Here is a 23,901-nt window from a genome sequence, read left to right as displayed (position 1 = left end):
GGCTAAGAGCGTGACTCATGATGATCAACCTGCATTGGTAACGGATTTGGGTGGCACCACCAACGAGGAAGAAGATTTCCCTGTTCCTGAGCCGCTCAAAGGGCACGGCCCTGCACGCATTATTGCCATGTGCAACCAGAAGGGCGGCGTCGGCAAGACCACGACGACCATCAACCTGGGTGCCGCGCTTGCTGAATACGGCAGGCGTGTGCTGATCGTCGACTTTGATCCGCAAGGTGCCGCATCGGTGGGTCTGGGCATCAATGCCCTGGAACTGGACCAGACGATTTACACGCTGCTGATGGCGTCCAAACCGGATGCACATACGGCGATCGTACCCACGGCGGTGGACAATCTTGACGTCTTGCCGGCGAATATCGACCTGTCTGCTGCGGAAGTCCAACTGGTCAACGAAGTGGCGCGCGAATCCGCTCTTGCACGTGTGCTGCGTTCGGTGGCTGATGAATACGACGTCATCCTCATTGACTGCCAGCCGTCACTGGGCCTGCTGACCGTGAACGCGTTGAGCGCTTCCCACGGCGTGATCGTGCCGGTAGAGGCTGAGTTTTTTGCCCTGCGAGGTGTGGCGCTACTGGTCGAGACCATTGAGACGGTGCGTGACCGGATCAACCCGCGGCTGAACATTGACGGAATCGTGGCCACGATGGTCGATACCCGCACGCTGCACACGCGTGAGGTTCTGGAGCGGCTCAGTGAAGCATTCGGTGACCTGGTGTTTTCGACCAGGATCCGTCGCACGGTGAAATTCCCTGACGCGTCGGTGGCGACTGAACCGATCACCACGTATGCACCAACGCATCCTGGAGCGCAAGCGTACCGCCGCCTGGCTCGAGAAGTGGTTGCTCGTGGTGGCGTCGCCTGAGATCATTGACGAAGGGACCATCGATCAATTTCGAGTCACACTGGACGTATTCGAAGGTCCCTTTGATCTGCTGCTGCAGCTGATTTCACGCAAGCGCCTCGACATTACCGAGGTCGCCTTGGCAGAAGTGACCGACGAGTTCATCGCTCACATGAGCGCATTCCCGGACCTGTCACGCACCACGGAATTCCTCGTCGTGGCGGCCACGCTGCTTAACATGAAGGCGGCACACCTTCTCCCGCGTGACGTCGATGAAACAGATGTCGACCTGGAAGATCTGGAAGCACGCGACCTGCTGTTTTCGCGCCTGCTGCAATACCGGGCATTCAAAATGGCCGCCGGTAGCATCGCTTCACGACTGGGAAATTTCGACGGGTCATACGCCCGGGACGTCGCACTGGAACCGCATTTCGCTGCACTGCTGCCTGAACTGGTGTGGACCATTAGTGCCGAAGATCTTGCGCGCCTAGCGGCCGATGCGCTCAGCAACCGCCCACCTGCTGTGCAGATCGCCCACCTGCACGACCCGGTGATCCCGGTCGCCACGCAGGTTCCGATCCTCATGAATAAACTGCGCGCCCAGCCGGTGATGACGTTCCACGCGCTCATCGCAGATGCTGAGAGCACAGCTGTCGTGGTGTCGCGGTTTCTGGCGGTCCTGGAACTTTTCCGCCGCACTATTATTGAGTTTGATCAGGCCGAAGCACTGGGCGAACTGACGGTGAAATGGAACGGAACCACATTGGACGAGGTGCCGATCGATGACTACGAGGGGGAGACGCCCTCGTCAATGGAGGAACAATGAGTGAGCCGTCCGACGCGCTGTACTGCGCACTGGAAGCGATCTTGATGGTCGCCGACGCACCCGTCAGTGCCGCTCAACTCGCTGATGCGTTAGACACTGATGAAGATGATGTGACCACCGCGCTGGAACACCTCGCCCACGAGTATGCGGGCCGAATCCCCGGCACGAGGGCGCGTGGATTCGAACTGCGCCACGCCGCTGGAGGGTGGCGCATCTATTCCTCATCTCAGTGGGCATCCATGGTGGGCCGCTTCATCGTCGGCTCCGAATCATCCAAACTCAGTCAGGCCGCATTGGAAACACTGGCGGTGGTGGCATACCGCCAGCCGGTGACGCGGGCGCGAATCTCACACATTCGAGGCGTGAATGTTGACTCGGTTGTGCGTACGCTGGTGGCACGCGGGTTGATTGAAGAAGTGGGGCTGGCGCCGTCAGGTGCCCGAATGTACGGGACAACTGACATGTTCCTGGAGCGCATGGGGATGAACTCTCTGGACGAGCTGGTGCCCTTGGCACCCTACCTGCCCGAAAGCGACGAGCTTGACGAATTGGCTCATGACATGGAGGAGACACTGTGAGAAACGATCCACACGTACAAGGTGGAATTCGGCTGCAAAAGGTCTTGTCTCAAGCAGGAATCGCCTCGCGGCGCGCTGCCGAAGAGCTGATCCGCGAGGGACGCGTGAGCGTGGACGGCCATGTAGTAACTGCGATGGGCACTCGTGTCGACCCCGGCCATCAGGTCATCCACGTAGACGGCGATCTGGTGATCACAGACGAGTCGAAACACATCGTCATGGCGCTGAACAAGCCGGTCGGCATGGTCTCAACGATGGATGACCCTGAGGGGCGTCCCTGTCTGACCGACATCATTGGAGACTACCCGGAGCGCCTCTATCACGTCGGACGCCTGGACATTGATACGTCAGGACTGTTGCTGTTGACCAATGACGGTGAGTTGGCCAACCGTTTGACACATCCGAGCTATGAGGTGCCCAAGACATACGTGGCGCGCGTCCACGGTGAGGTCAAGCCTCAGGTGCGCAAGCAGCTGCTCAAAGGAATTGAACTCGAAGACGGTCCGATTGCCGTTGACGGTTTCAGGGTTGTTGAAACCTTCGGCGACATCACGGCTGTTGAGATCCGCGTGCACGAGGGGCGCAACCGTCTGGTGCGTCGACTCATGGATGCGGTCGGCTTCCCAGTGCGCGAACTGGTACGCACCGAGTTCGGCCCTATTCGCCTCGAGCGCCTGCAACCAGGCACGACGCGCCGCGTGAAGGGGAACATGCTCGTCGGCCTGTACTCCTGCGTAGGCCTGTAATGGCAGGCGCAGTCGGGACGCATGGCCCAGTTCTGATTATTGGATCTGGTCTGTTGGGCGCCTCCCTCGGCCTGGCGTTGAGCAGGGGAGGGATCGACGTATTTCTCAGCGATGCATCTCCCACCTCTGAGCAGCTTGCCGTTGACATGGGAGCGGGCCGAGCCCTGCAGACGGTGAGGACCGTCGAGCCGCTCCTTGTCGTCGTGGCGACCCCACCTGACGTGGCAGGGGAGTGCGTGGTGCGCGCTTTGCAGGACTACCCTGAAGCCGTTGTCACGGACGTGGCGTCCGTTAAGAGCGCTGTGCAGCAGGAGGTCCTGGAGCTGGCCACATCCACAGGTGATGCCACGTTGGCAGCGCGATACGTTGGTTCGCACCCGATGGCAGGTCGTGAACGCTCCGGCGCGGGGGCGGCAGATCCCGACCTGTTTATCGGCAGGCCCTGGGTGGTGGTCGCGCACGAGGCCTCATCGAACAAGGCGATCGTCGCGGTCCGCACGTTGGCGACGGATGTTGGGGCGGTTGTTGTGCAGCTGGATGCTTCCACCCATGATCATGCAGTTGCTCTGGTGTCTCATGTGCCGCAATTGGTGTCCTCGCTGCTTGCCGCGCGCTTGGCGGACGCGCCCAGTGAAGCATTGTCCCTAGCTGGCCAGGGATTGCGTGATACGACCAGGATTGCAGCGTCGGACTCTCGGTTGTGGACCGTCATCCTGGCTGGCAACGCTGGTCCAATCACGCAGGTTTTGGATGCACTCAGTGACGATTTAAACGCCCTTCGCGAGCATCTGCATCGCGCCGCCCAAGGCGGTCCGCTGACGGGTGGATCGGTCGGTGCGGTAAACCGCGTCATGGAAGCAGGCAACCGTGGAGTCGAACGTATTCCGGGCAAGCACGGTGGCGTTCCTGTCCATTTCGCCGAGGTTGAGGTTCTGGTGCCAGATGAGCCTGGCGAGCTTGGGCACCTGTTTACGGAACTGGGGTCGATCGGCGTGAACATTGAAGACTTCACGGTTGACCATGCTGCCCGCCAGCGGGTTGGTGTGGCTCGCATCATGGTGGATCCGACGCGTGCGCGTGAGGCGGAGGTCGAGTTGGTTAAACGCGGATGGCGCATTATTGCGCATGCGAGTACAGAGTAGGAGCAGTGTGATGGGCGACCAGGACGCACCAGTTGTTACAGATTTCGATGCAGCGTTGCGTGAGGGAATTGAACGTGTCGGCGTCACGGTTGCCATCGACGGCAGCGCAGGGTCTGGAAAATCAACTGTCTCCAGACGCGTGGCGTCGCGCGTGGGCATCGGATACCTCGACACGGGTGCGATGTATCGTGCGCTCACGTGGTTCGCCCTGGAATCTGGGGTGGACCTGGCTGACCATCACGCAGTCACGGCTGCAGCAGACCAAATGCCGCTTCGTATGGACTCTGATCCACAGGATCCCCACTTCTTCATGGGGGAACGGGAGATTACCCTCGATATCCGCACGCCCCGGATCTCTGGCGTGGTGTCCCAGGTGGCAACCAATATGGAAGTGCGTCACTGGATGGCGCGTGAGCAGCGCCGCCGCATGATGGAAGCACGCGCAAACGGTCACGGTATGGTCGCTGAAGGCCGTGACATCACAACGGTGGTGTGCCCGGATGCCGATGTCAGGGTGCTGCTGAGTGCCGACCCCGAAGCACGGCTGCGCAGGCGGACACTGGAACTGTATGGTCGTGTGGATGCCGAGGCTTTGGAAGCAACGCGTGCACAGGTCCAGGGGCGCGACGCCGCGGATTCAACAGTGTCGGAGTTCATGACACCGGCGGCCGGTGTGACGCCGATCGACACCTCTGATCTGACAATTGATCAAGTGGTCGATCAGTTGGTGGAGTTGATCGACCGGGATGTGCGATCGCGCCTGAAGTGACGGGAACGCGGCGACTTTCTGCGGCGACGTTTGATCCATGGACGAGCTGGGAAGGCACGCCAGCGTTCACGGTGCACAATTGCCAACAGGCCGTCCACACCCAACAGGCCAACAGCGGTGTAGATTCCGATATACAAGATGATTTCGCCAGGACTGATGCGCTCTCCAGCTGCCATAGCGAGCAGGGAGACCAGGACGGGTTCGACGTAGGTCATCAACCCGAACACACTGTACGGCAGCATCCGCGCAGACAATGCGTACACGATCATGGCGACCACTGAGACAGCGCCGATCAGCAGAATGATCCAGATCAGTCGGGGATTTTCTCGTGGGACATTGACGCCACCGCGTGCCAGTGCGAACCATAGTGCCAGTGGAGAGGCGAGGATCATTTCCCACGTGAGCGCGGAGACACCCTCGGTATGGAAATACTTATGAACCATGAAGTACAGGGGGTATCCCAGAGCGACGATGAGAGCGACCCACCCGAGCTGCCCTGTCGAGGCGACCTGATAGATGACGGCGCATCCGGCCAGTACAGCCGCAAGAGCCGAGAGGGGACTCATGCGTTCCTTGTACACGAAACGCCCCGCCAACACCATAACGACCGGCATGAGGAAGTATCCCAGTGCCAGTTCAAGCGTCCTGCCCATTTGTGGTGCCCACCCAAAAAGCAGCATTTGCACTGCCAGCATGGGCGCGCAAAAGGCGTAGCTGAGCAGTCGGGATGGATTTTCCCGTACGGTCTGTATTTCACGAACGAGGGAGCGTCCGCGACCGGTCACGATGAAAGTGAGGATGATTCCGGGTACTGTCAGCATGATGCGCCAGCCCCACAACTGTGTGCCGCTCAATGGCGGCGTAAATTTGGCAATATACGTGAAAGCGGCGAACGTGACGGATGCCAATAAGGACACACCGATGCCAACCTTGTTCATGCCAGTGGACTCCTCAAGCCAAGACGCGCGACCATTCCCGCTATGGAGTCTAGGGACAACAGCGGCGAATTGGCAGGGCGCGCGTCGACATGTGATGTACAGATCGTTTGCGCTGGAAATATGGGGTCTATTCCAGGCGGGTATCCTCCGGATCGAGGTCTTTCACTACGCGTGCAGGTGTCCCCACTGCGACGACATTCGCCGGCAGATCTCGCGTCACAACCGAACCGGCACCAACAACTGTGTTATCGCCAATTGTCACTCCTGGACACACGATGACACCGCCTCCGAGCCAGACATTGTCGCCCAGTCGGATGGAGCGCGCGGCCTCTAGTTTGTCGCGCCGAGGAATGGGTGCCAGTGGGTGAATGGGCGTCAGGAGTTGAACGTTCGGGCCAATCTGACAGTCATCACCGATGTAGATGGCGGCAACGTCAAGGGCAACCAGATTCATATTGATGAATGTGCGGTCACCGACATGCAGGTTCTCACCATAGTCGACGCTCAGAGGCGGCCTAATGTAGGAACCTGCGCCAAACGAGCCGAGTAATTCGCACAAAATCTCACGTGCCTGCGCGTTGCCCGCAATGATCGCGAGGCGATACTGCTCAGATAGCTCAATGGCTTTCTGGGCGATTCGAGCGTTCTCCGGATCGTCGCCGATATAGAAGTCTTCATCAAGCATACGCTGGCGGTTCGTACGCGAATCGTTGGCAAAGTAATCTGGCGATGACATGAGTGGAGCCTATCGAACGGTGCGGGGCTGAACAAGACACCGCGCGATGTGATCGGCATCAAGTCGGTCAACTTGGAAAGGACTGCTTTCGTGAGCTAAAGTAGTCAGGTCGCCGTGACGGCGAACTTCGGGCTGTGGCGCAGCTTGGTAGCGCACTTGACTGGGGGTCAAGGGGTCGTGGGTTCAAATCCCGCCAGCCCGACGATTTTTCCCGGAAATTGCAGGTTTCCGGGTTTTTTTCTTGTCGTGGATTGTGCTCATACGTGCGTCAATGGGCTCCGAGCCACTAACGTGGAATAAGAGCCGCTTGGTGCGAGAATGCTTTTGATCAGTAAGGATCGGTGAACTGACCGACTGGCCTAGATCGACGAATGAGTCAGTAGCGGTTGTGGACGTCCTCGGCAAAACACACGATATCGCGCAGTTCGAGGTCTGTGCCGTCGTCGAGTACGACGTGTCCGCTCATGCGTCCGAAAACCTGGTGCTGCTCGGTGGCGACAGGGCCAACCGACATGCTCGCGCTGCGATCGATGATCGGCTCAAAGACTGTTTCGAAGCGGTGGTCGCTAGACGTGAATTGCCACGGATCGGTGTAGGAATGAGGTATCTGGAATAACACGTCATCAAGTTTGTGCGCGACGCCATCATAAAATATGACGTTTTCGCTGGCGGCCGAGGTATCGCCGAAACCATAACCGATGTTGAATCCGAAGGGAACGCCGTCGATGCGTGCATTCCCTGAACCCCAGTACCAGCGATTGTCGTAGGTCCACACCCCGCGCCCCCAGTCAAGGGTGCAAAAATCCGTCGCCGCATCGAAGTCGACGCGGCGCGAACCCCATGTTGCGCTTCCACGAACCGGCATACAGTTGACCTTCTGGTTGTAGTAGAAGGCACGGGGATCTTCAGCCCAGGGCGTGGCAATCACCAGTGAATCCATGCCCAGTTGCTCCATGGTCAGCACGCACTTGAAGTCCTCACTCTCGCTGAAGTTCTTCATGTGGCAGCGAATCTTTCGACCTGTAGAAGTCGTCTCGAAGCGTATCCGGACGCGAGAATTGACAAACTGGCTTACCCCTGCAGTGGAGGAGCGGGGAAGTTTGAGCCGTCCCATGGGCAGAGGTATCAGAACGGTTTCAGTGTGTTCACTTGGAGCAGTCAGATCCACCCACGACACCGACACCATACCGAAGTAGCCGCCGTCGCACACAGTGAAGGCAAGGGCGGTGGTATCTGTGAGCGCAATGTAGTAGTCCCATTCCTTGATGCGCCACCGGGGAGCAGTGATTGCCTGCCGGTCGTAGTCCAGCAGAGGGGAGCGTGCCCAGCCAGGTTCCCTCAACGTTCCGCCAGGCACAAGCAGCGGTCCTGGAGCGGTGATTTCATGATTGCGTGTATCGACAGGGGGAGTCATTCGTTCAGTCTATGCAGTGCGCGTCGCGCGTGCGGATAAACGAGCCTGCAAGGAGAGGCTGCCCACATCCGGAACGCTCACAATGCGTGAAGCGCGCGGCACTCATAACATGAACCTAGATTCACGTTCACCGAAATGATCACGACATGGGAGAGAAATGACACCATGCACACGGCAGCGTTAACTATTGACGAGGGCGGCCCGACCCGTTCGGATGCGCGCCTGAATCTGCAGCGCATCTTGTCAACGGCCGGTGAACAGATCAAGAAACACGGTCCAGGTGTTTCCATGAAACAGATCGCGAGGGAAGCCGGAGTGGCAGTTGGAACGCTTTACCGGCATTTCCCGACAAAAGAGGCGCTTGTCCGCGCCGTTGCAGTGCAGGCTCTGACCCATCTATGTGATCTCTTCACTGAGACTGCCAAGCGTGTCGCAGATGGTCAGGTCCGTGGGGGAGACGCCCTGTCCCATCTGCTCTCTGTGATTGTGACTGAGGCGGCCGGCAACGGCGCCAACCGGCAGGCAGTTGCCGAATATCTCCAATCTTTTTCAGATCTACGCGATCGGGAAATCGCCCACACACGTGAAAGAATTGTTCACAACCTCACTGAAATCATTGACGCCGGGCGCCGCGACCACTCGCTGCGTACCGACTTCATGGTCAAGGATTTCGGCATCCTGCTGTGCAGCGCCCCCATCGCTTTCGACCACTCCATCCGCTCGCGCTGGCTCGAATTGGTCAGCACCGGCCTGATGCCCCAGGAGGCAGACAATGCTTCAGCTCAATAACGTCACCAAGTCCTACACGACAGGCGACTTGACGCAACAGGCGCTCGACGATGTCTCAATTGAGTTCCGCGACAACGAATTTGTCGCGATCCTGGGTCCGTCGGGTTCAGGCAAGACGACGCTACTCAACATTGTCGGCGGCCTGGATCATTACGACAGTGGCTCCATCATCGTCGACGACGTTGACACTTCCACCTATTCCGACCACGACTGGGACACGTACCGCAATAACCGGATCGGCTTCGTTTTTCAAAGCTACAACCTCATCACACACCAGAGCGTGCTCGCTAACGTGGAGTTGGCGTTGACCCTGTCCGGTGTCTCCCGTTCCGATCGGCGTCAACGCGCTTTGGCAGCGCTTCGCGATGTCGGCCTCGAGGAGCACGCCCACAAACGCCCCAACCAGCTGTCAGGCGGCCAGATGCAGCGCGTGGCCATCGCCCGTGCATTGGTCAACGACCCGGAGATTGTTCTGGCTGACGAGCCGACAGGCGCCCTGGACTCGGTGACGAGCGAACAGATCATGCATCTGCTCACCGGCATTGCACAAGACCGCCTGGTGATTATGGTGACGCACAATCCCGACCTTGCTGACCGATACGCAACCCGCATCGTGACACTCAAGGACGGCACAGTATCGGACGACTCCAACCCGATTGAGGAGCATACTCGCAGTCAGATCACTCAAAGTAGCGAGAATGCGAAGACCTCGATGGGGTTCCTCACAGCTCTGGGACTGTCCTTCAACAACTTGATGACCAAGAAGGGCCGTACCCTGATGACATCCTTCGCCGGCAGTATCGGCATCATTGGGATTGCATTGATTTTGGCTCTTGCCAACGGCGTGAACAGTTATATCAAGAACGTCGAGGAAGACACGCTCTCCGTCTATCCTCTCCAGATCTTCAACCAGGGACTGAACATGTCGTCCATGCTCGAGGCGTCCGCGGAAATGTCAGAAAAATCAGACAGCGCGGACAGTGTGCAGAGTGGACACGTGGGCGAAATGCCGATGGTGACCAACATGTTCAAAACGGTTGACTCAAATGATCTGACCACGCTCAAGAGATACCTGGATTCCGATCCAGACAACCTCGATCAGTACGCCCGCTCCATCGAGTATCGCTACAACGTCAGGCCTCAGATTTTTGCGGACGATATGGAATCGGGGCCACGCCAGGTCAACCCGGACACAACTTTCGCTTCCCTCGGCATCGGCGCAGGCACCACCTCGAATGCCTTCATGAACCAGGCGATGAACACTGACGTATTCAACGAACTGGGCGACGACCTCTCCCTCATCGAGCAACAGTACGACATGGTTGCCGGTCACTGGCCAACGGAATCGAACGAGGCGCTGGCCGTCCTCACTCCCTCAGGAGAGATGAGCGACTTCGCGCTGTACGCGCTCGGACTGCGCGATCCGGAAGAACTCAAGACAATGGTGGCACAATTCGTCAACCAGGAAGACATTGATGCCCCTGATGACTCAATCGACGTCAGCTACGACGACATCATGGGTGTCGCGTTCAAGGTTGTGAATGCTGCCGACTACTACGTCTATGACGAGACGCACAAGGTGTGGACCGATAAGCGCAAGGATCAGGATTTTGTGTCCGGTCTGGTCGACAAGGGGAAGGATCTGCGAGTTGTCGGCATCGTGCAGCCCGCTGAATCAGTCACGGCCACAGCCCTGCAACCCGGCATCTACTACACGTCGAGCCTGGTCAGGGACCTGATGGACGAGGCGGCCGGCTCCGACGTGGTCGCCGCACAACTGGACCAGCAGTCAGTCAATATTCTCACGGGGCGTACCTTTGCCGATGAACAGAACAATCCGCGCAACAGCGGGGTGGATTTCAAGTCATTGATCAGCGTGGACCAGGACGCCCTGGCCGAGGCGTTCACATTTGACGAATCGCAGCTGGCAATCGATCCGTCGGCACTGAACCTGAACCTGAATATGCCGGGACTGACTATTGACCCGTCGATGCTGCCGACTCTCAGTATCGAGGACATGCTCGGATCAGTGGACATGAGCTCACTGATGGACGGTATTGACATTGAGCGCGCGATGGCCAGCGTGGACTGGCAGAACCTGGGCATGGATGCGGCTAGTGCGATCGAGCCTGAACGCTTGAACTCACTGGTCGAGCAGGTGATGACAGGCTACTTCCAGTACTGCATGGTGCATGGGCTCGACGCCAGCGACGTGGCAACGAACTTCGCCGTCTTCCTCGACTCGGAGGAGGGAAAGGCATTGCTCGCCCAGAACGAGGACAACCTGAACGGAACACAGGCCGATCTGAGCGGCGTGGCGGACTTGGCCATTGGGCAGATCAGCGAGTCGATCGGGCAACAGATGGACGAACAGATGGCAGCTCAAGGCCCGGCCCTCGCTGAGCAGATGAATGCCGCCATGAGTGCCTACATGAACGACGCCATGACGGCTGTGTCGGACCAGATTTCAGCGCAGGTGGGCTCCATCCTCGAAAATTCAATTGGCACTGCCATCTCCAACCAGATGAGCCAGCTCAGTCAGAACATGTCGGCAGCGATGGGAATTGACGAGGACGCTCTAGCTCGCGCCTTTAACTTCACCATGGATGAGAAGGAACTGAGCGAGCTGATCGCTCAAATGATGATGACCGAGCCAACCTCATACGACGCGAATCTGTCGAAGATGGGGTATGCCGATCCGGCCAGTCCCTCACGTATCGACATTTTCCCGGCGGATTTTGAATCCAAGGGTGAAATCATCACCATTCTGGATAGCTACAACGAGCAGCAACGAGCCGACGGGCATGAGGAAAAGGTCATCCACTACAGTGACCTGGTTGGCACGCTTATGTCATCGGTGACCACCATCATCAACGTGGTGAGTTACGTGCTGATCGCATTTGTGGCGATTTCACTGATTGTCTCGTCCATCATGATCGGCGTGATCACCTATATTTCGGTGCTCGAACGCAAGAAAGAGATCGGCATTCTGCGCGCCATCGGCGCATCCAAGCGGGATATTCGTCGCGTATTCAATGCGGAAACCCTGATCGTGGGTCTGGTTGCGGGCCTGCTGGGTATCGGCATCTCCGCGCTGCTGACCATACCGGCCAACCTCATTGTGGGAGCGAACTTCGGGATCTATAATGTGGCGATCCTGCCGGTGGGTGCGGCAGCGATACTGGTGGCGATCTCCATGTTCCTGACCTTCATTGCAGGCTTGATCCCGTCCTCAGCAGCCTCACGTAAGGACCCGGTCGAAGCACTCAGGAGTGAATAGCGGTCAGGACTTCGATGCACTGATCGCACTGGTCAGGCGTCATCACCAGCGGTAGGCACAGCAGGTCGCTCGGCCACTCCAGCCGGCTGCTGGCGGGGCGATCCCAATGAATTGGTCCGACAATGCCGCGCGAATACAGTGCGTTGGCCGCCTTGTCGGCGTGATTGGTGCGCACAACGAGGGGAGCGCACACGCCCTCGTTGACTACTGTGCACCCCGGTGGCAGACCCACTTCCACTCGTGTGCGCGTGCGGCGCACATCTGCACGGAGCCCGGCCATATCGACCGCTTCCAGCGCCGTCATAGCGTCCTGAGACGGCGACACCGGCGTCCACAGCTCATCTGCCAGATCCTCAACGGCTTCAAACGTTGCAACCGACGGAGTGGAAAGAAACTGTTGGCGAGCTCGCGTCAGCGCATTGTCAGCCTCGCTTCGTCGAGAGGGCTGGTCGACCTTGCCATCGACCCACGCGATCTCCGGAATCGACAGGAGCTTGCGGGCAGAAACAACCTCCATGTCAGCGGCGCACACCGAATCGCACAGCACACTGTGGGTTCTGTCTGCAACAACTCGGACACCGCGCCCGCGTGTTTCACCGAGTACATCGCTGAGCGCGCGCGAGGGCTGACAGCCGAAAGTCTCGCAGTAGAACACCACTGTTTCGTCAGCTGAGCACCTGGCAAGGGCTCGTTCAAGGTCTGCGGGATCCATCATCACCGGATCGCACGCCACCTGTTCGATGCGCATGCCTTCCAATTGCCACGGCACGATCATCGTCAGGCAGGCATAGGTCGGAACAATGACAGTACGGCGCCCCTCGCGCACCATCTGGCGTGCTATCAAAGCGATGGCCTGACGGCCCAGAGCCGTGAAAGTCCGGGGCCTACGTGGTGGAGCGGCGTGCATGGGTCGAGGTGCTAGTAAAACTCGATGGTGTTGACAACGTTGCGGAGCGGACGACCATCCAGGAAGCGCACCGCATTGTCCATGAAGAGTTCAACGATACGCTCTCCTTCATGCGCTGAGAGCGCAGCCGTGTGAGGACTGATCAGGACACGGGGATGATCCCACAGGGCAGAGTCATCCTGAAGAGGTTCGGTCTCCGTTACGTCAAGTGCAGCAAAAGCTACGCGCTGCCCATCCAGGGCATCGACGAGGGCGCCCTCGTCAATCACCGTTCCTCGACCCACATTGACCAGGATCATCCCCGGTTTCATTGACGCGAACGCGGCGGCATCAATCATATGGCGGGTGGCTGATGTGCCAGGCAGAGTGATCACCAGGCCATCGCACTGACCCAGAGCATCGTGCAGGTCATCCATCGCGATGAGCCGATCCACACCCTCGACCGGTGTGCCCGAACGCGAGGTTGCCCATACGGTTGCACCGAAAGCGTGAAGGCGGTTCGCGACGACGCGCCCGATGCCACCAGTGCCCATGATCAGAACGGTCATTTCAGATAAGTGGCGCATCGGGTAGCGGTCAGGCCAGTGGTGCGCGCGTTGATCAGAGTGCAGTCGGGGCAGATCTTTCGCGCCGGCGAGCAGGCCAAACAGTGCGAACTCAGCGAGCGTCGTGCCGTGCACACCTGCGCTGGTGGTGAAGGTGACGCGCTGGAGGTCATCTTCAGACAGGCCGGCAGCCTTGACTTGTGCGCCGCCTCCGGCTGCCATTGTGTGCACCCATCGAAGTTTCGGGTTGTGCTCGACAACCTCGCGCAGCAGGCGAGCGGAGGAATCAGGAATACCCAGAAGAATGTCAGCGTGGGTGAGCATCTGGACGTAATCGGCGTGCTCCTGGTCGGTGCGGGTGACGCTCGTGTCGCCACCCCAGTCACCGACCCAGCGCTGAGGCAGCAGCAAATGGGGGCGGTAATCCACCAGCAAGCGTGGATCGCACTGCATGAGTGGTTCAACCAGGTCAGAGGGCAGCGGCGTGGCGACCGCAATGGTCAGGGCAGAGATGCTCATATTGGACTCCATTTCTTAAGCAGGTGCGACCGTGGCCGTGTCGCCATCCATGAACTCCCATCGGCCTGAGCCATGCACACCGCCGCGTGGCACACGCATCATGCCCTGCTGGTTGGCATCGGCAACGAGCCTGCCGTTGGAGGAGAAAATCTGCATATGGGTCAGGACTCTACCGTTGCTGACATTGGTGCACGTGCCGTCAAAAAGCAGCCAGTCGTTGATATCAACATCGTGATGGAACCACATGGCGTGGTCCAGGGAAGCGGCCGACAAACCTGGAGTCATCCAGCACAATGAGGTGGCGCGCATGGCTGGTTCTAACATGACTTGGTCGACGACGTATGCCAGAAGCGCGCGGTGAATGAGCTGACTGACCTGGGAGGGGATCGGAGAGCGCGGACGCATCCAAAGCTGCTGGCGATTCGTGGGGTGAGGGTCGGGTTTGACATACAAACTGTCCTGGACATGACGAACATCGAAAGCAGCAGTCTTGCCGAGGAATCGGCCCACTGGGTGATTCATCATGCGGAAGAGCTCCAATGCTGAGTCGCAGGAATCGGGGCCGGGCACATCCGGCGCTTCAATCTCGTATGTCAGACTGGATTCAGGGCTTTGGAAGGATGCGGCGAGTGTGAGAATTTCGCGTTCAGACTGCCTGCATGTCACGGAACGCGACGAAAAGGAACGGCCATTGCGCAGACGGTTGACGTGCAGTGTAAATGGAGCTTCCGGGTCACCGCCGCGCAGAAAGTAGGCATGGAAGGAGTGGGGAAGCCGATCGTCCTGGTCAATGGTGGCCATTGACGCCAGCAACGACTGTGCGATGACTTGCCCTCCGTATACGCGCCTCACCTGCGGCAGGGAGTGAGCAGTGAAGGTGTCCTCGTGCTCGGCATCTTCGGTCAATCGCAGAATACGCAGGACAGATGCCACGGGCTCATCGGTGGTTAACGGTACGTCGATCGGTGTCGTCATAATTCTATTGTCCGTTCATGCGGCATTTTGTGCACAGCAGGTGCGCATCGTGGGCAATCTTCTACGATGGACACATGGTGCACAAAAATCGTCAGGCAGGCGTGGATCGCGAATGGACAGCTGAGACATCCTTGCCGCAACGATGCCGGGAAATACTTCTGGGGCTGGGCGGATGCGACAACGTTGTCGATCTTGAACCGTGCGCATTGAGAATCCGCGTGCAGGTCCGCGACCAAGATAGCATCGATGAACACCTACTGAGACAACCGCCGGTTATCGCGGTGGTGCGCTCAGGCGATGTCGTGCAGCTGGTCACTGGAATAGATGCGGAACGTGTGATCGGCGAACTGCGTCAACTGTGTTCATGACGTGTACGATCGGTAGCAGTACCGCTGTGGATGAGATGAGTCGGAGACCTTCATGGATCTAGCTGCACCAGCACACACCGAGATTGACCTGTTGCGCTCGGTGGCCGAAGCCAATGGAGTGGCGACGCACTTTTGGGATTGGTATGGCAACCTTGTTGACGTCGAAGCTACATCTTTGCTGAAGGTTCTCCACGCACTGGGATTGCCTCTCGATGAGGATTCCACTGTCCATGACCTTCAACGCGCCATTGAATTCACCGAGGATCAACAATGGTCCACGACCCTGCCTGACTGCACCGTTGTGCGCGAGCATTGCGCCCGCGACGTACCCGTCCACGTGCCGCACGGCTACGGGGTGACAGTCAGCTACGAACTCGAAAGTGGCGAGGGAGGACAGTGCCTCCAGCTCGACCGATGGGTGCCGCCACGTCAGATTGGCGATCAGCTGGTGGGACGTGCAACGTTCGAAATCCCAGCCTCACTGCCACTGGGATGGCACCGCCTTGTCGCAACCGTTGAGGGCGGAACAGTATATTCCGCGCCGCTGATCGTCGTTCCCGACCGAATCGATCCACCTGCGCTGAAGCAGTCCGATCAGCAGTGGGGCACCTCCGCGCAGTTCTATTCGGTGCGTTCGACCTCCTCGTGGGGTATCGGCGACACCGCAGACCTGCAGGACATCGTATCTGTCAGTGCCGCGCACGGTGCGCAGTTCGTGCTGATCAACCCTGTTCACGCGTGTGCGCCCATCTCACCATTGGAGAACTCGCCTTACCTGCCGGTGACACGCAGATGGGTGAACCCTCTGTACATTCATCCTGAATCGCTGCCGGAATATGCGCAATTGTCTGGCCGGGACCGCAACCGAGTTGATACTCTGCGCGAGGAATCCTGGGGCGCATCACACGCGGATCTGATCGACCGTGACACCTCCTGGCGGGCGAAGGTTCAGGCACTCGCAATCCTTCATGCGCAACCCATGCGCCCAGCGCGCCGCGCACAGTTCCTCCGTTTCACGAACCAAGGAGGCGATGCGCTGGCGGACTTTTCCTTGTGGTGCGCGCTCATCGAAGCGTCCGGGTCGTCTGTGGCAGGCAATCTGGAACGCGACGATCAGCCCTTGATTCCTGAAATGCTCACTGATACTGATCAGATTGAACGCGCACGAGTTGAACTGGCCGATCGCATCGACTTTTATTCATGGTGTCAGTGGGTCGCCCTCGAACAGTTGCGAGATACGCAGGCCCTGGCCACAGAACTGGGCATGAGCATCGGCATTATGGCTGACCTGGCCGTTGGCGTTCACCCGAAAGGCTCCGACGTGTGGGCCACGCCCACGTTGTTTGCACCGGGAATGACGGTGGGAGCACCCCCGGATATGTATTCTCAGCAAGGCCAGAACTGGTCGCAGCCTCCGTGGTCACCACGTGAACTGGCGCGGTGCGGGTACCGGCCTCTGCGCGACATGATTCGAACCGTGCTGTCCCACGCCGGAGCAGTGCGCATTGACCACATCATGGGATTGTTCAGACTGTGGTGGATTCCCGAGGGAGAACCAGCGTCGCATGGAACATACGTGTCCTGCGACCATGAAGCGATGGTTGGTGTGCTGTTGCTTGAAGCCCAGCGCGCCGGAGCAGTGCTGATCGGTGAGGACCTTGGCACGGTTGAACCGTGGGTGCGCGGCTACCTCAATGATCGAGGAATCCTGGGAACATCGGTGCTGTGGTTCGAAAAGGAGGACTCTGGCTGGCCGCTGCATGCGGATCAATACCGGCGCGACGTTCTTGCGACAGTGAACACTCATGATCTGCCACCCACTTCGGGATACCTTGACGGCGTGCAGACCACGCTGCGTGACCAGTTGGGCTTACTGGTCGATCCTGTTGATGTGGTGCGCGCGGGGGAGGAAATCGAGCGCGAACGCATGCTGGTGCGTCTGCGCGAATACGGATTGCTGGACTCGCCAGAGCCCAGCAAGGAAGAAATCGTGACAGCTTTGCATCGCTTCATTACGATGACACCTTCGCGTCTGGTGGGTGTGGCATTGGTGGACGCTGTGGGAGATATCCGCCCTCAGAATCTACCGGGCACCAATACGGAATACCCGAACTGGTGTGTCCCGCTGTGCGATGGTTCGGGCAGGGAAGTCAGTACTGAGCGCCTGGCATCCGACCATCACATGACTGAACTGTTCGATGTGGTCAACGAGGCGTTGCCCAAGTAGGAGCGTTCGCGTTCGTACCGTCTTTGTCTGGCAGCGAACGTGGCAGCGGAAGTCTTTCAAATGAGGGTGCGCCCTTGTATGTTAGAAGAATCACTGAGTAGAAAGGACTCCAAAATGGCAGAACAACTCGTGATCGATGCGCTCCAGCGCGCACTGGTGGACCTGACCGACCTGTCATTGCAGGCAAAGCAGTACCACTGGAATATTCAAGGCGATCGTTTCCGCGCTCTTCACCTGGCGCTCGATGAGATCGTCGATCAGGTACGTGAAGACCTCGACGAGGTTGCCGAACGTATTTCGACCCTGGGTGGTACTCCCGATGGCCGCGCCGCCACGGTTGCCAGGGACTCCGGAATCGGTGACGTGGCTGAAGGCACCATTTCGGTTGCCGACGCCTACAAGCAGATGGAAAGCAAGCTGATGGCTGCATCCGAGCGCATCAAGTCGGATCTTGAAAAGGTCGATGATGCCGATTCACTCAGTGGCGACATCCTGGTCGGTGCTGCACGCGGACTCGAAAAGCAGGCGTGGTTCCTGCGCGCCGCGATCGAGAAGTAACGTAACAGGCGCTCATCACCGCACGTTCAGGCGGGGAGAATTTCAAACAGGAAATCTCCCGCTTGGACGTGCGTTCCATATTCAGCGTGTGACCCGATCATCGCGTCCGAACTGTCCATGACAATGACGGGGGTGGTCAGGTCGAAACCACCGTCGACAAGATGCGCGGGCCTCCATGAAACAACTGGCTGAGCGGTCTCTACAGTGCTGTGGTCACCCTCGACGACCATGAATGACGAGGTGTCGGCCTTGACGGTATCGAGCCCCACGTGAACCAGAACAGCGGGGCCGTCGGCTGACCGGACGACAAATGCGTGGGGGAGAGCCTTAATGATTGTTCCCGCGATCGGACTGACCACGTCTGAGTGCCCATGCGCGGTCAAGGTATCGGGAATAATTGCCAGACCTGAGCCGACGATTTTCTCTGCGAAGACGGGGTCATTCACGTCAGATAAGGGAATCACTTGCCCAGCAAGTGGAGCAAGTACACGGGTCACTTGAGTTTCTCAATCTCCTCAACGATGCTGTCAGCCTGCGGCCCCATGACAACCTGGATGGACGTTCCCACCGACACGACACCAAAGGCGCCCGCATTCTTCAGGGCATCCTCATCCACGAGTTCTTCGTCACCAACCGAAACACGGATGCGGGTGATGCAGGCTTCGAGATCCTTGATATTGTCCCAACCGCCTAATGCTCCCAGTATTTGTTCTGCCTGGCCCATGGGGAACTCCTCTGAACGTCCTGTGTACTGATGCCCTTACTCGAAGATTAACACGCACCAGCTGTTTACGGCCGGGCAACTGGCCGCTATGCAGACAAAATGTCGGTAGGGCTCATCATGATGGAGCCCTACCGACACTCGGTCGTTCAATCCGGAAGAGGAAGGGTTAAATGTCCGCTTTCTGTGCCGCCGTCATGCGCTCAACAACCGCGACGCGTTCACGAATAATACGCGTGAGTGCGGCAGAGACATCAGGATGATCGTTCATCCACTGGCGACCGCGTTCAGCCAAGTCGAGCCCATCAACGTAGCCTGCCAAGGCGGTCGGGAACATCAATGTGACGATGTCTTCGGCCATGTGGAAGGTGAACTCTGACCAGACCTTTTCGATCGAGGCGAAATAATCGTCGACAAAGGCGGTGTAAGTATCCGGTGCAGTGTGTGCCTGAGCCCAGAAACCGGAGACCATTGCCCAGCGCGTATCGTTCGCGATTGACACGTTGTGCATGACTTCGTCCCATACGCGAGCCTTCACTTGCGGATCTGCAACCGCCGCGCGAGCCTGAGCTGCGCGCTGCCGGCCTGTCATCGTGTCATCCGCCTGCTCACGTTCGGCAATATCTGCCTCTGATGCGTGGCCAGCTCGGACCTGAGCGATAAGCAAATCCCACATCACATCGACATCGAGATCAAGGCCAGACAAGGTCTGCTCGCCTGTGTACAGAGCCTTGACAGCACCCACCTGATCGTCGGTCACTGCGTGGCGGGCCGCCGCCTGGATCAGGATCTGCTGCTGGTCACTGCCGGACGCTGCCGAACGGGCCTGCAGGAGCAGGCGGCTGCCGACCATCGCCTGCGCGTCGGCACGATCAGCAGGAGCAACATAGCTCGACACTGCGGTGGCAATGTGTGCCAACGTCAGACGGAGCATCGACATATTGTCCTCAACGGGCAGTGCAGCAAGCGCCAGGTCGATGAAAGCGCGCGCAGGCATCTTGGCATCGCGCGTCATATCCCATGCAGTAGCCAGGATCACATTGCGCAGCAGAGAATCAGCGCAGCGCGTGATATTTTCAGTGGCGAACGCAAGGGAACGATCATCGAGGCGGATCTTCGCATAAGCCAGATCGCCATCATTAATAACAATGAGGTCGGGGCGAGGCTGGCCGACGACACTGCTGACCTCGGTCAGCTCACCGTCGACATCGAGCTCCTCGTGGAAAACCTGCTCAACAGGTGTCGTTCGGTTCGAGCCGGAATCATCCTGTGCGGCAGAACGCGAATAGCCTGCCACTGCCAGGCGGTGAGGACGCAGCGAGGAACCCGGCGTGAACGGCTCTTGGCGGATTGCCAGTCGGGTCATGCGGTCCTCGTCATCTGTTTCGACGACCGTGCTCAACGTGGTGATGCCCGCTTCTTCGAGCCATACGCGGGACCAATGGTCAAGGTCGCGTCCGGATGCTGCTTCGAGTTCGCCCAAAAGGTCATCCAGCGTTGCATTGTCGTAGGAGTGCTTGGTCAAATACTCGTGCAGCCCGGCGAAGAACTCGTCACGGCCGACGTAGGAGACTAGCTGACGAAGAACGGATGCACCCTTGGCGTAAGTGATGCCATCGAAGTTCACTTCCACGTCAGCAAGGTCACGAATCTCAGCCTTGATCGGGTGGGTCGTGGGCATCTGGTCTTGACGCATACCCCAGTCTTTACGGGACATAAAGCCGGTCCAGGCGTCGGTGTATTCGGTTCCTTCTGCCAAGCAGTAGTGAGACATGAACTCAGCGAAAGACTCGTTGAGCCACAGGTCATTCCACCACTTCATGGTGACCAGATCACCGAACCACATATGAGCCAGTTCGTGCAGGATCGTATTGGCACGCTTCTCCAGGTCATCGTGGGTGGGGCGTGCACGGAAGATGTACTGATCGCGGAAGGTAATGCATCCGGCATTTTCCATCGCGCCTGCATTGTATTCGGGAACGAAAATCTGGTCGTACTTGGTGAAGGGGTAGGGGATACCGTAGTTGGCTTCATAGAATGCAAAGCCCTTGCGGGTGACGTCGATGACGCGGTCGGCGTCCAGGAATTCGCGCAACGAGGCGCGGCACCACACACCGAGCGGAATCTCGCGCCCATCACTGCTGGTCAGTGAATCAGTGACACCCTCGTACGGTCCGGCAATGATCGCCGTGATGTAGGTGGAAATACGCTGAGTTTCCTCAAAGTGATAGGTCCATTTTCCATCGCGTTCTTCCGGTGAGGGTGTGACGGAGTTGGAGAACACCTTCCACCCTTGCGGAACTGTCACGGTGAAGGTAAATGTTGCCTTGAGATCGGGCTGCTCGAAGGTTGCGAAAACTCGTCGGGCATCGGGAACTTCAAACTGCGAGTAGCAGTACGCCTTGTTATCAGCGGGGTCAACAAAGCGGTGCAGTCCCTCGCCGGTGTGCATGTACTGGCAGTCCGCGTCGACGATGAGCGTATTGGACTGACTCAGTTCCTGCAGTTCAATGCGATTGTCCTGATGTGCTCCGACTGACACGTCGCGTCCATTCAGCGTGATGGAATGGACATTGCTGGAGACCAGATCAACGAACGTTGAGGCGCCTTCAGCGGCATCAAAGGTCAAGGTGGTGCGGGAGCGGAAGTCAGTGTCACCGCACGTCAAATCCAGTTCAACGTCATAGTGGTGAACTGAGATTATGCGTGCCCGCTCAGCCGCTTCATCACGCGTGAGGTTAAGACCCGGCATTGAGTAGCCTTTCTCATGTAACTCAGGGATAGCGCAACAAGCGCATATGACACTTCTTAGTCTTTCACTAATTGGACCCAAACGCCTAAGTGAGAGGCCACAAATGGCGTCGAATGCGTAAGAGGTTACATTTCAGGGGGCTGCTACGACCAGATTTCCACCCTCTGACTCGGATCTAACCACATGCCGTCCGACTCCGTGACATCGAATGTTGTCGCAAATTCCGGAAAATTGCGAAGCACCTGGTTGCATCGAAATTCTGCCGGCGAATGAGGGTCAATAACGAGCATCTGCTGGGCGAACTCGTCGCGCGACTTGGATCGCCAGATTCGAGCCCATGAGTAGAAGAATCGCTGCGGCCCGGTCAAGCCGTCGATAACGGGCGCATCGTGAGGGCGATCGATGCCCTGGTCGCGAAGCGAAGCACACCACGCCCTCCACGCGATTGCCAGACCACCCAGATCTCCGATATTTTCACCGATGGTTAAGGCGCCGTTGACGTGTACCTCGGCGGGAGCTGCTTCTAGCTGGCGGGGGACAAGAGCCTCGTATTGTTCGATGAGGTGGTGCGTGCGCGATTCAAATTCGTTGCGATCTTCATCAGTCCACCAGTTACGCAGTGCGCCGTCTGCGTCGTAGCGCGATCCCTGGTCATCGAAACCATGTCCGATTTCGTGGCCAATGACGGCACCGATTGCACCGAAGTTCACTGCGGCATCAGCATCTGGATCAAAGAAGGGAGGCTGCAGGATAGCGGCGGGGAATACGATCTCGTTGAGTGACGGGTTGTAGTAGGCGTTCACCGTTTGAGGCGTCATAAACCATTCGTCGCGGTCCACCGGCCGTGACAGCTTGGCCCATTCATAGTCCAGTTCATATGCGTCTGCCTTGCGCACGTTGTCCACCAGTGACGCATTCTCATCAAGATCGAGACCTGAATAGTCACGCCATGTGTCGGGGTAGGCAATCTTGGGATTGAAGGTATCGAGCTTTGCCAGCGCCTTGGTGCGCGTCTCCTCGCTCATCCAGCTCAGTGTGGAAATAGACGTACGATAGGCCTCCAACAGGCGTTGGACGAGTGCTTCCATCTGTTCCTTATAGTCAGCGGGGAAGTGTCGCTGAATATACAGGCGTCCCAGGGCGTCACCCAGTGTGCCCTCCACCAGGCCCAAACCGCGCTTCCATCGCTGTCGGAGTTCTTCGGTGCCGGCAAGCGTGCGTGAGTAGAAATCGAAATTGGCCTCAACGAACTCGTGTGACAGCAGTGAAGCGTGGGCGCTGATGATCTTGCGGCTCTGCCACAGTTTGAGCGTGCGCAGGTCCTCCGATGCCCACATCGACGCCGCGGTTGCCAGATAATCGGGCTGATTGACGTTCACATTCGCAATTGATTCGAGTTGAAGGCCAACCTGTTGTGCCCAGCTTCGCCAATCGAAACCGGGATTGTCGTCAATGAGCTCCGAGGTGGTGCGATGGTTGGTTGTCTTGTGAGGATCTCGGTTTGTGACGGAATCCCAGTGGTGTGCGGCTAAGCGTGTCTCCCAGTCCATGACGTGCTGAGCGCATGAAGCAGCGTCGCCCTCGTCGTCGCCAATGTGGGCGAGGGTAAACAGGCGCTCAATGTGAGAGCAGTAGGCCTGGCGGATTGGCTCGTACTGGTCTTCGCGATAGAAGGATTCGTCCGGAAGACCCAAACCGGCCTGCTGGAAGTACAGCATGTAGCGTGAGGTGTCATCGGTGTCGGTGTTGACGTAAGGCACAAAAAACGTGGAGATGCCTCCGCGCATGAGCTGGCCGCTGAGTGTGGCGAGCTCGTCGTGGGATGTCGTGGCGGCTACCGCCTCGAGCAGTGGAATGATGGGGGAAGCGCCTTGTTTCTCAATGCTGTCCTCATCCATGAATTGGCGGTACATGATGGCGATCTTGTGAGCTTCCGGATCGTCGATGCGTCCGGCCAGCGCATCCTCAACAATTGCGCGTCCACGTTTTTCCGACAGATCGCGCAGCGTGTAGAAGGCACCATCGATGGGGCGGTCAGCTGGAATGTTGTGGTCCGCGAGCCAGGCTCCATTCACATGGCCGTAGAAGTCATCCTGCGGGCGAACGCTGGGATCGGTCAGGGACTGGTCGAGGACGTGTGCAAGAAGTTCAGTCATGTCTGACACTGTACGTGCCGACAGTGTGATGATCCAGTGGCAGAAGCTGCGGCGCCCATTAAATAAGTATATGCAATACATAACTTGTGTTCA

Annotated in this window: 21 protein-coding genes and 1 tRNA gene; 12 read left to right on the top strand and 10 right to left on the bottom strand. The window is 58.3% G+C overall.

Annotated elements, in window-relative coordinates; all coding sequences use genetic code 11:
• Positions 1-10: 10 nt before the first annotated feature.
• From AC1EJZ_RS06060 to cmk, 6 genes are read left to right on the top strand one after another with little or no spacing between them, the layout of a single operon-like run.
• Positions 11-883, top strand: a complete 873-nt coding sequence (locus AC1EJZ_RS06060) for a ParA family protein (protein ID WP_193600039.1) — start codon at positions 11-13, stop codon at positions 881-883.
• A complete protein-coding gene (locus AC1EJZ_RS06055) occupies positions 867-1,688 on the top strand; it encodes a segregation and condensation protein A (protein WP_257525459.1) in 822 nt (273 codons plus the stop codon). Before AC1EJZ_RS06060 ends, AC1EJZ_RS06055 begins: the two co-directional genes overlap by 17 nt.
• The gene (gene scpB / locus AC1EJZ_RS06050; protein WP_058236676.1) at positions 1,685-2,266 is read left to right on the top strand and encodes an SMC-Scp complex subunit ScpB; all 582 of its coding nucleotides are present in this window, start codon (positions 1,685-1,687) and stop codon (positions 2,264-2,266) included. Before AC1EJZ_RS06055 ends, scpB begins: the two co-directional genes overlap by 4 nt.
• Positions 2,263-3,012 carry a pseudouridine synthase gene (locus AC1EJZ_RS06045; protein ID WP_058236677.1) on the top strand — a complete coding sequence of 250 codons (750 nt, stop codon included), beginning with the start codon at positions 2,263-2,265 and terminating at the stop codon, positions 3,010-3,012. Before scpB ends, AC1EJZ_RS06045 begins: the two co-directional genes overlap by 4 nt.
• Positions 3,012-4,154, top strand: coding sequence for a prephenate dehydrogenase (locus AC1EJZ_RS06040; protein WP_480294202.1), 1,143 nt, complete (start codon positions 3,012-3,014; stop codon positions 4,152-4,154). The genes AC1EJZ_RS06045 and AC1EJZ_RS06040 overlap by 1 nt, the downstream gene beginning before the upstream one ends.
• 10 nt (positions 4,155-4,164) lie before the next feature.
• Complete coding sequence (gene cmk / locus AC1EJZ_RS06035; protein WP_092648580.1) at positions 4,165-4,923, top strand: (d)CMP kinase; 759 nt, start codon at positions 4,165-4,167, stop codon at positions 4,921-4,923.
• On the opposite strand, the gene rarD is transcribed toward cmk, so the two are convergent.
• Both rarD and AC1EJZ_RS06025 read right to left on the bottom strand, forming a co-directional pair.
• A complete protein-coding gene (rarD, locus tag AC1EJZ_RS06030; protein ID WP_092648581.1) occupies positions 4,875-5,861 on the bottom strand; it encodes an EamA family transporter RarD in 987 nt (328 codons plus the stop codon). The two genes, cmk and rarD, sit on opposite strands and share 49 nt — an antisense overlap.
• 127 nt (positions 5,862-5,988) lie before the next feature.
• Positions 5,989-6,597, bottom strand: coding sequence for a sugar O-acetyltransferase (locus AC1EJZ_RS06025; RefSeq protein ID WP_092648582.1), 609 nt, complete (start codon positions 6,595-6,597; stop codon positions 5,989-5,991).
• A 128-nt stretch (positions 6,598-6,725) separates the two neighbouring features.
• Between AC1EJZ_RS06025 and AC1EJZ_RS06020 the strand changes: the two genes are divergently transcribed.
• Positions 6,726-6,799, top strand: a tRNA-Pro gene (locus AC1EJZ_RS06020).
• Positions 6,800-6,973: 174 nt separating this feature from the next.
• On the opposite strand, the gene AC1EJZ_RS06015 is transcribed toward AC1EJZ_RS06020, so the two are convergent.
• Complete coding sequence (locus AC1EJZ_RS06015) at positions 6,974-8,011, bottom strand: DUF2804 domain-containing protein (protein WP_070727163.1); 1,038 nt, start codon at positions 8,009-8,011, stop codon at positions 6,974-6,976.
• Between the two features lie 135 nt (positions 8,012-8,146).
• On the opposite strand from AC1EJZ_RS06015, the gene AC1EJZ_RS06010 reads away from it, so the two are divergent.
• Positions 8,147-8,800: a TetR/AcrR family transcriptional regulator gene (locus AC1EJZ_RS06010; protein ID WP_070727167.1), complete on the top strand. Its 654-nt coding sequence runs from the start codon at positions 8,147-8,149 to the stop codon at positions 8,798-8,800.
• Entirely contained in the window at positions 8,784-12,080 is a 3,297-nt protein-coding gene (locus AC1EJZ_RS06005; protein ID WP_480294200.1) for an ABC transporter ATP-binding protein/permease, read from the top strand. Before AC1EJZ_RS06010 ends, AC1EJZ_RS06005 begins: the two co-directional genes overlap by 17 nt.
• Here AC1EJZ_RS06005 and AC1EJZ_RS06000 read toward each other — a convergent pair.
• The 3 genes from AC1EJZ_RS06000 to AC1EJZ_RS05990 are packed head-to-tail and all read right to left on the bottom strand — an operon-like array spanning position 12,067 to position 15,026.
• Complete coding sequence (locus tag AC1EJZ_RS06000) at positions 12,067-12,987, bottom strand: hypothetical protein (RefSeq protein ID WP_480294197.1); 921 nt, start codon at positions 12,985-12,987, stop codon at positions 12,067-12,069. The genes AC1EJZ_RS06005 and AC1EJZ_RS06000 overlap by 14 nt on opposite strands.
• A gap of 11 nt (positions 12,988-12,998) precedes the next feature.
• The gene (locus AC1EJZ_RS05995; RefSeq protein ID WP_480294195.1) at positions 12,999-14,051 is read right to left on the bottom strand and encodes a D-2-hydroxyacid dehydrogenase; all 1,053 of its coding nucleotides are present in this window, start codon (positions 14,049-14,051) and stop codon (positions 12,999-13,001) included.
• A 15-nt stretch (positions 14,052-14,066) separates the two neighbouring features.
• The gene (locus tag AC1EJZ_RS05990) at positions 14,067-15,026 is read right to left on the bottom strand and encodes an acyl-CoA thioesterase (protein WP_480294193.1); all 960 of its coding nucleotides are present in this window, start codon (positions 15,024-15,026) and stop codon (positions 14,067-14,069) included.
• A gap of 74 nt (positions 15,027-15,100) precedes the next feature.
• Here AC1EJZ_RS05990 and AC1EJZ_RS05985 point away from each other — a divergent pair, with 74 nt between their 5' ends.
• The 3 genes from AC1EJZ_RS05985 to AC1EJZ_RS05975 all read left to right on the top strand — a co-directional run bounded on the left by AC1EJZ_RS05985 (position 15,101) and on the right by AC1EJZ_RS05975 (position 18,179).
• Positions 15,101-15,394 (top strand): PTS sugar transporter subunit IIB, encoded by a 294-nt coding sequence (locus AC1EJZ_RS05985; protein ID WP_480294191.1) that lies wholly within the window; start codon positions 15,101-15,103, stop codon positions 15,392-15,394.
• A 52-nt stretch (positions 15,395-15,446) separates the two neighbouring features.
• Positions 15,447-17,621 carry a 4-alpha-glucanotransferase gene (gene malQ / locus AC1EJZ_RS05980; RefSeq protein ID WP_480294189.1) on the top strand — a complete coding sequence of 725 codons (2,175 nt, stop codon included), beginning with the start codon at positions 15,447-15,449 and terminating at the stop codon, positions 17,619-17,621.
• A gap of 114 nt (positions 17,622-17,735) precedes the next feature.
• Complete coding sequence (locus AC1EJZ_RS05975) at positions 17,736-18,179, top strand: Dps family protein (protein WP_058236689.1); 444 nt, start codon at positions 17,736-17,738, stop codon at positions 18,177-18,179.
• A 26-nt stretch (positions 18,180-18,205) separates the two neighbouring features.
• Here AC1EJZ_RS05975 and AC1EJZ_RS05970 read toward each other — a convergent pair whose 3' ends face one another.
• The 4 genes from AC1EJZ_RS05970 to AC1EJZ_RS05955 form a co-directional block, all read right to left on the bottom strand.
• Positions 18,206-18,676 carry a PTS sugar transporter subunit IIA gene (locus AC1EJZ_RS05970; protein WP_058236690.1) on the bottom strand — a complete coding sequence of 157 codons (471 nt, stop codon included), beginning with the start codon at positions 18,674-18,676 and terminating at the stop codon, positions 18,206-18,208.
• Positions 18,673-18,903, bottom strand: a complete 231-nt coding sequence (locus AC1EJZ_RS05965; protein ID WP_058236691.1) for a PTS sugar transporter subunit IIB — start codon at positions 18,901-18,903, stop codon at positions 18,673-18,675. Before AC1EJZ_RS05965 ends, AC1EJZ_RS05970 begins: the two co-directional genes overlap by 4 nt.
• Positions 18,904-19,069: 166 nt before the next feature.
• Positions 19,070-21,652, bottom strand: a complete 2,583-nt coding sequence (pepN, locus tag AC1EJZ_RS05960) for an aminopeptidase N (protein WP_480294187.1) — start codon at positions 21,650-21,652, stop codon at positions 19,070-19,072.
• Between the two features lie 143 nt (positions 21,653-21,795).
• Positions 21,796-23,808 carry a M13 family metallopeptidase gene (locus AC1EJZ_RS05955; RefSeq protein WP_480294186.1) on the bottom strand — a complete coding sequence of 671 codons (2,013 nt, stop codon included), beginning with the start codon at positions 23,806-23,808 and terminating at the stop codon, positions 21,796-21,798.
• Positions 23,809-23,901: the final 93 nt, after the last annotated feature.

The sequence above is a fragment of the Pauljensenia sp. C0170B5 genome, from assembly GCF_056590195.1.
The sequence above is the reverse complement of the archived record's forward strand: the minus strand, read 5'-3'. Positions and strand labels throughout refer to the sequence as shown.

Bases quoted from the DNA above. Each gene is read 5' to 3' on its own strand.
- AC1EJZ_RS05985 (WP_480294191.1), top strand. From the start codon at position 15,101: ATGGTGCACAAAAATCGTCAGGCAGGCGTGGATCGCGAATGGACAGCT.
- AC1EJZ_RS05955 (WP_480294186.1), bottom strand. From the start codon at position 23,808: ATGACTGAACTTCTTGCACACGTCCTCGACCAGTCCCTGACCGATCCC.
- AC1EJZ_RS05990 (WP_480294193.1), bottom strand. From the start codon at position 15,026: ATGACGACACCGATCGACGTACCGTTAACCACCGATGAGCCCGTGGCA.
- scpB (WP_058236676.1), top strand. From the start codon at position 1,685: ATGAGTGAGCCGTCCGACGCGCTGTACTGCGCACTGGAAGCGATCTTG.
- AC1EJZ_RS06015 (WP_070727163.1), bottom strand. From the start codon at position 8,011: ATGACTCCCCCTGTCGATACACGCAATCATGAAATCACCGCTCCAGGA.
- pepN (WP_480294187.1), bottom strand. From the start codon at position 21,652: ATGCCGGGTCTTAACCTCACGCGTGATGAAGCGGCTGAGCGGGCACGC.
- AC1EJZ_RS06025 (WP_092648582.1), bottom strand. From the start codon at position 6,597: ATGTCATCGCCAGATTACTTTGCCAACGATTCGCGTACGAACCGCCAG.
- malQ (WP_480294189.1), top strand. From the start codon at position 15,447: ATGGATCTAGCTGCACCAGCACACACCGAGATTGACCTGTTGCGCTCG.
- AC1EJZ_RS05975 (WP_058236689.1), top strand. From the start codon at position 17,736: ATGGCAGAACAACTCGTGATCGATGCGCTCCAGCGCGCACTGGTGGAC.
- AC1EJZ_RS06005 (WP_480294200.1), top strand. From the start codon at position 8,784: ATGCTTCAGCTCAATAACGTCACCAAGTCCTACACGACAGGCGACTTG.
- AC1EJZ_RS06010 (WP_070727167.1), top strand. From the start codon at position 8,147: ATGATCACGACATGGGAGAGAAATGACACCATGCACACGGCAGCGTTA.
- AC1EJZ_RS05965 (WP_058236691.1), bottom strand. From the start codon at position 18,903: ATGGGCCAGGCAGAACAAATACTGGGAGCATTAGGCGGTTGGGACAAT.
- AC1EJZ_RS05995 (WP_480294195.1), bottom strand. From the start codon at position 14,051: ATGAGCATCTCTGCCCTGACCATTGCGGTCGCCACGCCGCTGCCCTCT.
- rarD (WP_092648581.1), bottom strand. From the start codon at position 5,861: ATGAACAAGGTTGGCATCGGTGTGTCCTTATTGGCATCCGTCACGTTC.
- AC1EJZ_RS06040 (WP_480294202.1), top strand. From the start codon at position 3,012: ATGGCAGGCGCAGTCGGGACGCATGGCCCAGTTCTGATTATTGGATCT.
- AC1EJZ_RS06000 (WP_480294197.1), bottom strand. From the start codon at position 12,987: ATGCACGCCGCTCCACCACGTAGGCCCCGGACTTTCACGGCTCTGGGC.
- cmk (WP_092648580.1), top strand. From the start codon at position 4,165: ATGGGCGACCAGGACGCACCAGTTGTTACAGATTTCGATGCAGCGTTG.